The sequence below is a fragment of the Pseudomonas sp. MF6755 genome (assembly GCF_016405635.1).
GTDB classification, from domain to species: Bacteria; Pseudomonadota; Gammaproteobacteria; order Pseudomonadales; family Pseudomonadaceae; genus Aquipseudomonas; species Aquipseudomonas haemolytica.
Genome location: NZ_JAEKDA010000024.1, coordinates 87,846 through 95,691, shown reverse-complemented (window position 1 = coordinate 95,691; position 7,846 = coordinate 87,846). Strand labels below are relative to the sequence as shown.

At 53.8% G+C, this 7,846-nt stretch carries 6 protein-coding genes and 1 pseudogene; 3 read left to right on the top strand and 4 right to left on the bottom strand.

Going from position 1 to position 7,846, the window contains the following annotated elements; genetic code table 11:
• Positions 1–109, top strand: a 109-nt coding sequence (locus JFT66_RS26590; protein ID WP_146427598.1) for an IS3 family transposase, incomplete at its 5' end; no start/stop codon positions are given.
• Between the two features lie 15 nt (positions 110–124).
• Here JFT66_RS26590 and JFT66_RS26585 read toward each other — a convergent pair.
• The 4 genes and pseudogenes from JFT66_RS26585 to JFT66_RS30325 form a co-directional block, all read right to left on the bottom strand.
• Positions 125–436, bottom strand: a complete 312-nt coding sequence (locus JFT66_RS26585) for a hypothetical protein (protein WP_198860463.1) — start codon at positions 434–436, stop codon at positions 125–127.
• Positions 433–1,926 carry a Wadjet anti-phage system protein JetA family protein gene (locus JFT66_RS26580; RefSeq protein ID WP_198860462.1) on the bottom strand — a complete coding sequence of 498 codons (1,494 nt, stop codon included), beginning with the start codon at positions 1,924–1,926 and terminating at the stop codon, positions 433–435. The genes JFT66_RS26585 and JFT66_RS26580 overlap by 4 nt, the downstream gene beginning before the upstream one ends.
• The gene (locus JFT66_RS26575; protein WP_198860461.1) at positions 1,908–2,744 is read right to left on the bottom strand and encodes a helix-turn-helix transcriptional regulator; all 837 of its coding nucleotides are present in this window, start codon (positions 2,742–2,744) and stop codon (positions 1,908–1,910) included. The genes JFT66_RS26580 and JFT66_RS26575 overlap by 19 nt, the downstream gene beginning before the upstream one ends.
• A 538-nt stretch (positions 2,745–3,282) precedes the next feature.
• Positions 3,283–3,570 (bottom strand): annotated as a pseudogene (locus JFT66_RS30325) (LysR substrate-binding domain-containing protein); the annotation flags it as partial.
• A 596-nt stretch (positions 3,571–4,166) separates the two neighbouring features.
• Between JFT66_RS30325 and JFT66_RS26565 the strand changes: the two are divergent.
• Entirely contained in the window at positions 4,167–6,053 is a 1,887-nt protein-coding gene (locus JFT66_RS26565; RefSeq protein ID WP_198860459.1) for an ATP-dependent nuclease, read from the top strand.
• Positions 6,040–7,758 (top strand): UvrD-helicase domain-containing protein, encoded by a 1,719-nt coding sequence (locus JFT66_RS26560; protein ID WP_198860458.1) that lies wholly within the window; start codon positions 6,040–6,042, stop codon positions 7,756–7,758. Before JFT66_RS26565 ends, JFT66_RS26560 begins: the two co-directional genes overlap by 14 nt.
• Positions 7,759–7,846: the final 88 nt, after the last annotated feature.

Below are 7,846 nucleotides of genomic sequence, written 5' to 3'. Positions count from 1 at the left end.
CGATTACATCGAGATGTTCTACAACGTAAAACGCCGCCATGGTTTCAACAATCAGCTGTCACCGGTAGAGTTTGAAAAGCGTTACGCAATGAGCTTGCAAGGTGTCTAGAGAATCCGGGGCGATTCATTCATAGAGACCGCGCAGCACTAGGGCGAACATCGTTTGAGGGATGGTCGCTGTCGTCGGGCTGGGGTGTTGGGGAAGGGCATAGGCGTACAACAACTGGCGATCCACTCCAATGGTCACGCCCAAGGGAGCTAATGCCTTGGCGATATGGCGTTCGTACTGATCGATAATCCCGAAGGCTTTTCGGCTCTTGAGGTCTGAGTGATAAATCACCTGGTCCGTGACCAACCGGTAAGTAGCCAAAGCAAAATCATCTTCTTCGTAGTACCCGTTAGAATTACTCGCCAGATCTTGCCAGTGGCTGTTCATGGCTCATCCCTCTTGTGGTCGGGCTTGGGCATGCGCAGGCGAATCTCAAACGAGTGCGCGATGAGGAAAGGGTGGTCGCTCGAACCGTCTTCGTCGCATACCACATCGAGGCCGGGGATTTGCTTGCGGGCCTGCATGCCGGAGGTGGCGATCTTCGATTTAAGCGCCGTCGCCAGGCTGTTGAAACTTTGGTAGGCGCGCAGGTTTTCGATGCTGTCGACGGATAAGTCCTGGCTATTGACCTTCTCGTGCTCACCCAGCGCTGACTTGGCATAGGCCCGCAGTTTTGCCGGTGTGATACGTCTACGCTCCTGAGCGCGTCGAACCAGGTTACCGACGGCCCGGGTATGTTCCGACAGCACAGCCTTTCGCAGTGGCGAAGGCGGAAGGCGCTGAACTTCCTTGCGCGGTTGCGCAAGTCGGGCAGCGCTCATCAGTGCATCTGGTGCGAATACCTGTGGCCAAGTGTCCACGGCACCTTGAAAGCCGCCCTCCTGCCCACTGGCCAGGAGACCGTCGATAGCTTGGCGCAGCAGATCATCAATGGGACGGACCGTTTGAAGTCGATACTGCAGAACGATTAAGGCGCATTTGTTTGCGCTGCGGACCTCATCGTCCAGGCGCTCGAGGTACTCCTCGACGCGGTTTAACTCTTCCAGGCGCCTGAGGTCTCGATCAAACGCTGCTGTGGCTTTGACCCTGTCTCCCTCTGCTAATCGAGAGGTATACCAATCCATCAGCCTAATCCGATGTTCCGGGATCGTCGAGAGCTTCTCGACCGCCTTCAAAATCTGGGGGCGTTTGGATAAGGGGTGTTCCTGAGTACGGAGCTCTTTGTAATCGCCGATGAACATGTTAACGACGTAATCGCGAAAGAATCGCCGCGCGTATTCTGCAGTGGTTTCCTGGGTGGCGATCGAGGTCATCAGGTCGCGCACATTAGTTCCGGTGGTCCGGATGTAGATCAGCAGGTTTCGGCACTGCTCTGCTGCCTCGCGAAACAGGTCACCCCCGCCTTCTCCCTTCAACACCTTGCTGATCAGTGCATCAATGGAGTGGATTTTCCCAGAGACGAAGACCGGGTCCTTGTCAGCGTAATCAATGAGTAGCGTGAGCATCTGGCTCACGGAAGGCGACATCGAGATGGTTTGAGCCAGCCCGTGTTTCTCGGTGCGGAACCAGCCGACCTGCACCAAGCGACGGAAATAGTTCGAAGCCCGCTGATCCACGCTAAGGCCTGGATCTTCGCCTTCCTCCGGATGCCAATCCGGCGCGTACCGGATGTGATCTTCGACATCCTGCAACAGATCCCGCGGCGCAAAGCCGCGGCTCGGTGGTAGCGGCGCATCGGGCCCGAAACGGCGACGGTACAGGTAGCACAAGAGCGACCAGTATTGATGCCGGTTGGAAGAGGCTAGGGGGCTGAACAAGCGATCGGGAATGCGCTCGAACAGCTTTGCCCCGCTCCCTCCTACACTGTGAACATCCATTGTCGTAAATCCTCCATGTTCTCGACGGCCAACTGAAACTCGGGCGGTAACTGTTTTGACATATCCGTTGCCGCACGAAGATCCTGAATGAAGTACGAGACCATCGCTGCGCGGCACCGCTCAACGCGCGCCGCCGTGCCTGAAAAGTACTCGAACCGAATCATTTCTTGCTGCGCCTGGCTCAACCCCGGATGGGCGATCAGCCGAACCTGAAGCTGCGTGTTCCAAGCCTGATCTTCGTCTGCGGATCGTTCGCTGGGGGCCGCCAAAAGCTTCGGCAAATCAATCCGACCGAGCGCGAAATCACGAAACTCCTTTCGAGTCGAGCAGAACGCACGCACATGCCATCGGCGGCCGGCTCGCACAATGCTGTGAGGAGATATCTCGCGTCGGTGGGGTTCTGGGTTAGTCATCGAGCGGTAGTTGATCTGGATCTGCCTGGACAGCTCAATCGCCTCGTTGATTTGGGCGAAGACGCTAGGAGTGGGCGTCGAGATATCCGGAAAGGCGTTCCATAACGTCCGCTGGTTGGTCGATTCGCCTTGGGTATGGGATATCCCGACCAATGATAGGTAAAGATCCAGAGACGAATACGCATCGATCTTGGTGCGGTAAGCAGCAGCGGTGGCCCGATAGCTTCGGGCTACCGAGTCCCACTCCATCCAGTTGGGGTGTTCGCTGTGAAATTCACTCATGAGCTGGCTGACGCGAGTGACTTTCATGCCTAACAGGTCACGTAAGCGTGCATTGCCGAGGCGACCGCCCCACAACAATAGGGTCTTGAGGAGTTCGGAACGCTGGGATGGCTCGTTGATCATGGGTATCGACAGGACTCGGGGGAAAGGGATATCGGTCGGACATGCATTCACTATAGCTTACAAAAATTGTAGCTTACAAAAAATGTAAGATGATTTTGTTGCGGGCGAATGTTGGATAGTGCCGAGCTTTTACGGAGAATCAAAAGGGCGTGATCGGAGTTCAGGTGTAAGGAAAGCGCAGCAAAATTTTAAGAACTACAAAGACAGTCTCCATATGCTAACGCTATGAATGCAGCCGGTGAGGCATTCCCCACTCTCAATCCGCAGCAATGCGGTTCAGGTGTGAACAACTTGAGGGGAGGATTGTGCTGAGTAGCCGTAATGTTGCTGGGATTTAGATTTTTTCGAGCCAGTGCTGCTCACGAGGAACTATCTGATTATTCCCAGCATAATCTTGCACATGATTTGGGTTCAAACAGAGTCGCCAAAGAAATCATTCCTGGCCACTAGACCGAAATCATCTCTCCCGCTGCCGCCATTGTCGCTGAAGAGGCCTTGGGGGCGCCGTTCCTGTTTAAGGCTGGCGTCCTCAGAGTAATCACGCAGAGCCATTCCGCACCTTCCAAGGTTGTTCAGGCAAAAATATTTCCTCCAGCAAGTCCACGACTTGGTGTACTTTTGGCGACAACAGCTGGTTCCTCTGCCAGACCGCGTGAATGGGGAAACCCACTGTCTTCACCTCAGGTAAAGCGAGAGTCAGCCTTCCGGTCATCAGATGTTCATTCACTAGCCAATCCGAAATCAGCGCGATACCAAACCCAGCTAATGTCGCCACCAGGATGGCATCACTGTCGTTCAGCCCAATCCGTCCTCGGATTGCCATTGAGTGGCTTTGAAGCGGATGTTAGCGGTGCCGCATACGCCGGTGACTATAAGTGCAACGGCATCCGCGATCCTTTGGCCGACGGTAGCTGGCGAACAGTCGCTCATGACGCACGAGTATCTTGGCGAGGCCCATTGTTCATAGGGCGCGACGGGTACCTTCACACCAAATCGGGTGCACCGCCTAGCACGGTTCAAAAACGGCAAGGATCCACGTGCAAATCCATGACGCTTACTACCCGTGAAGATGAAAGTAACTCCGGCCTCAACACGCTGATTTGAGATTTACGAAGTCTCCTGCGGTATCGCGCTGGCTGGGCCGATCAGCGAGGACCTCCGTATGAATTTGGCCGAAGTAGCCACTCGTAGGTGTCTACCAATCGCGTGGCCGGTTCGTGCAGAGTCGGCATGTGGATCAAATCGGCATCAGCACGACTCGCATCATTGCTTCAACAACCGTTGAATCAGACGGGCCTCCATTTGGTATTGGCACGTCGAACAACAACAGTCATCTGCACATTAGTGCCCGTCGCTTAACATAGCTATTGCACAGTGCTGGCTCAATAGGATCTCATCCGCTAAACAAGGATGGAGACGTTTATGTACCTCGCTGAGCTGACGATTAGAAACTTCCGGAAGCTGCGTGACACCAAACTGAAGTTTCAGCCTGGGCTGAATGTGTTGGTTGGTCCAAATAACGTAGGGAAAAGCGCGGTAGTCGATGCTCTACGAACCCTTCTGGCAGGCCATGACGAACCATTCCCCCGTCTTGATACCTCTGATCGACATAGGCCGCGCGAAGGCGAACCAGCCGGTGACATTACCTTCCAATTTGTCTTCAAAGGGCTCAGTCACGAGGACGAAGCAGATTTCATTGCCGCGCTCAAACCGTGCAAAGACAAAACCATGGAAGCGCATATCCATGTCCGATACACCGATGCGGACTCTACGGGGCGCTTCAGAGTAAAACGATGGTGCGGTGATCACCAAGAGGTGGCGCTCAGCTCCGACATGATGGAAAACCTTCGCGGTGTCTATTTGCAGCCTCTGCGAGACGCAGCACAAGGACTTCGACCTGGCCGCAACAGCCAAATGGCCCGACTGCTTCATCTTTTGACGGATGACGACGGGCGCAAGAAGATCAATGACGCGTTGAAAAGGCTAGACGATGAGCTTCAACTGAACGAGTCGATCAAAAGTACTCACGCTGCGATCTCATTACGTCATGGCTTAATGATGGGGGAGCAGTTAGCTCAGGCCCTCGCTATAGGGCTAACCGCGACTGACTTCCAGCGTCTCTCTGCAAGACTTTCCATCACCGCTGAGGCGCTAGAGATCGAGCAGAACGGGCTCGGATTTAACAACCTGATTTTCATGGCGGTGGTGTTAAGCGAGCTGGCCAAAAACCCTGACGCAGCCTATCGAAGCTTGATTGTTGAAGAACCTGAAGCGCACCTACACCCGCAACTGCAGCGAGTCCTACTTCGCTATCTCGCTGGTGTGCCAACGGGTGAGGGTGAAAAATCAGTTCAACTGTTCGTCACCAGCCATTCCCCCAATTTCGCGAGTAATTCAGAGCTTGAGTCACTGGTCTGTCTGGTCGAAAACGAGGCCGGTGTTGAGACTTTTTTCCCTCGTGACGTCACCTTCAAAAAGGGGAAGCGCGAGAAGCTGGAACGTTATCTGGATGTCACCAGAGCTGAGCTGTTTTTCGCACGCCGAGTGATTTTCGTCGAAGGTGCGGCCGAACTGATGCTGATCGACGCTCTCGCAAGACTTATAAAGCTCGACCTCCGTGAGTATGGCGTCAGCCTCATCAGTGTGGAGGGACTAAACTTCGACTCCTTCCTGCCACTGTTCGGCGAAACAGGTCTGCGGATCCCGGTTTCTGTCATCACTGACGCCGATCCCTTCGAAGAAATTGAGATCCTAGGCGACGTACAGGATGAGTTAAACGAGGAAACGATCGAAGATCTTCTCAGTGAGGCTAGCTACTTGGAGGAGACAGACGCGCCTGAGGACGAAGAGCCAGTCGAAGTCTTAGTAGGTAAGAAAAAGGTCAAGCGTGAAGAGGTATATCCAGCCCTTGGGGATGAGGTAAGAGTCTCCAGCAATACAGCCAAGATGAAAAGCATGGAAGACGCATTTGTGAAAGTCTTCTATGGCGTGAAGACCTTGGAATATGACTTGGCGCTGCTTGAGCCTAATCGCAAAGTCATGTTGGCGGCTCTCAGCGACCCCCATCCACAAATCGCAAAAACGCTGGGCAAGATTGTCGATGTTCAGCCAGATAATGCCGCGAAGGCCAAGGCACTTTTCTGCGGAATGTTCGAGCGTAAGGCCAGCAGCAGTAACGTGCAAAAAGGCCGATACGCTCAAGCACTCGCTGAGCGAATTGCGAAGGAGCCAGGCTTTAAGGTCCCCGAATATCTGATGCTAGCGATACGGCACGTCTGCAAGGGAGTTGATGAAGATGAAGCTGTCTGATGAACAGAAAAATGTCATCGGCGCCGAACTGGGTCCGATCTCTGTAACGGCGTGCGCCGGAAGCGGAAAGACTGCTACTGCAATCCGACGTCTGATCGAAATTCGACAGAAAATGAAGAAGAGTCGTGGCCGTGTTGTGCTCTTGTCATTTTCCAATGTGGCCGTCAATACCTTCAACAAGGGATTTCAAGAGCTCGCATCGGTGCTGCCGGATGATGCCAACCGCAAGCTAGTAGAGGTCGATACCCTGGATGGTTTTTTTACCCAGCACGTACTCCGGCCTCATGCTTCTCGAACGATGGCAGCGACCAAAGCAGCATATCTCGTAGCGGGTTCTGAGCCATTTTTGAGCAACTATCATTACTGGCCAGGGGGCGACGTTCGCCCCCTGGCGGTCAAAGACGTCAAAGTTGGGGTGGAGAACGGAAATCTATTTTTCTTCGTCGATACACACGCAGGACCAGAACGCCTGATTACCTGGAAGGCGCAAGATTCGGTCGAACGGCTTGGCGGCATAGGTGCTTACACCCATGAGCTTGGTCGGTATTGGGTTTATCGAACCTTGGTCGAGCAGCCATCTGTGCTCCGAGCGTTGACTGCCCGTTATCCGCAGATCCTCGTTGATGAGTCTCAAGATCTGGGCACATTGCACCAGGCCATCTTGGAATTACTCATAGATGCAGGAGCAACCGTTTCCCTCATCGGTGATGTAAACCAAGGGATTTTCGCCTTCGCCGGTGCTGACGGCATGTTTTTGAACACCTATGAGAGCCGACAAGGTGTCAAACCGTTCAACCTCACTCGTAACTATCGCTCGCTGCCGCCGATTATCGACATCGCGAACCGGCTCTGTGGTCGGAACGATAAAGCAGATCGCGCACCTGAACCAGGAGGCGCATATTTCGTTGGGTACACAGAGCCGGAATTACCCAAGCTGTTTGATTCGTTCAAAGCCCGGATTGATGAATTGAAAATTGAGCATGGCGATGCAGTGATCCTCTGCAGATCAGCAGATCGAGCGGCGGTGGTCGCAGGGAAAGTTGCTCCTCCGGGGCAAGGTACGGTAGCCATGTTCAGTGAAGCTGCGTTGCTTAGAGATCAGCAAGGGCGCTATCTCAAGAGCTTCAAATTCGTATGCAGAGCTGTCGTCGGTTTACTGGACGATCCCCCTAATGCGCTCAGCTCCGAGCTACAAGGGGCGCCGCATGAAGGTTGGATGCTGAGGTTAAGACGGTTGCTCTGGGGCTTTGTCCGAGACGAACAGGCAGGGCTTCCTTCTTCGACGCTTGTCGCAAAAACCGAATGGCATTCCACGCTTGTAAAAAATCTCAGAACCTTACTCGCGACTATCGAAAAGCGGTTTGGATTGAAGGCGGTTAGCACCCTGGGTAATAAGCTGGCGAAAACCAAGCTATTAGAGCTTCCGCTTGGCGGTGAAGTGGCAGCTGACAAACAAGGCCCAGGTATCAGGGTAGAGACGGTCCACCAGGTAAAAGGTGAGTCCATTGGTGCGGTGCTGTACGTAGCAAAAAAGCCCAACGTCCAAGCGTTGTTGGCAGGCACCGTTGATGAAGAGGGCCGTATCGGTTATGTCGCGGTTACCAGGGCTAGAAACGTCTTCTGGTTGGCAGTACCCCACTCCTGCCTCAAAGAGTTGCGCGGGGATCTAGTCGGAGCAGGTTTTGAAGAGCTTCCAGCTTTTTGAATAGGGGCAAGGGGGCGCCAGCATGCGGGACTACAATGTGTTTGGTACCACTGGATGCTATGTTGGCTTATTAATAGTTGGAGACCAT

What these genes read in the sequence shown, in the direction of transcription:
- JFT66_RS26585 (WP_198860463.1), bottom strand. Translation starts at nt 436, where the DNA reads ATGAACAGCCACTGGCAAGATCTGGCGAGTAATTCTAACGGGTACTAC.
- JFT66_RS26580 (WP_198860462.1), bottom strand. Translation starts at nt 1,926, where the DNA reads ATGGATGTTCACAGTGTAGGAGGGAGCGGGGCAAAGCTGTTCGAGCGC.
- JFT66_RS26575 (WP_198860461.1), bottom strand. Translation starts at nt 2,744, where the DNA reads ATGATCAACGAGCCATCCCAGCGTTCCGAACTCCTCAAGACCCTATTG.
- JFT66_RS26565 (WP_198860459.1), top strand. Translation starts at nt 4,167, where the DNA reads ATGTACCTCGCTGAGCTGACGATTAGAAACTTCCGGAAGCTGCGTGAC.
- JFT66_RS26560 (WP_198860458.1), top strand. Translation starts at nt 6,040, where the DNA reads ATGAAGCTGTCTGATGAACAGAAAAATGTCATCGGCGCCGAACTGGGT.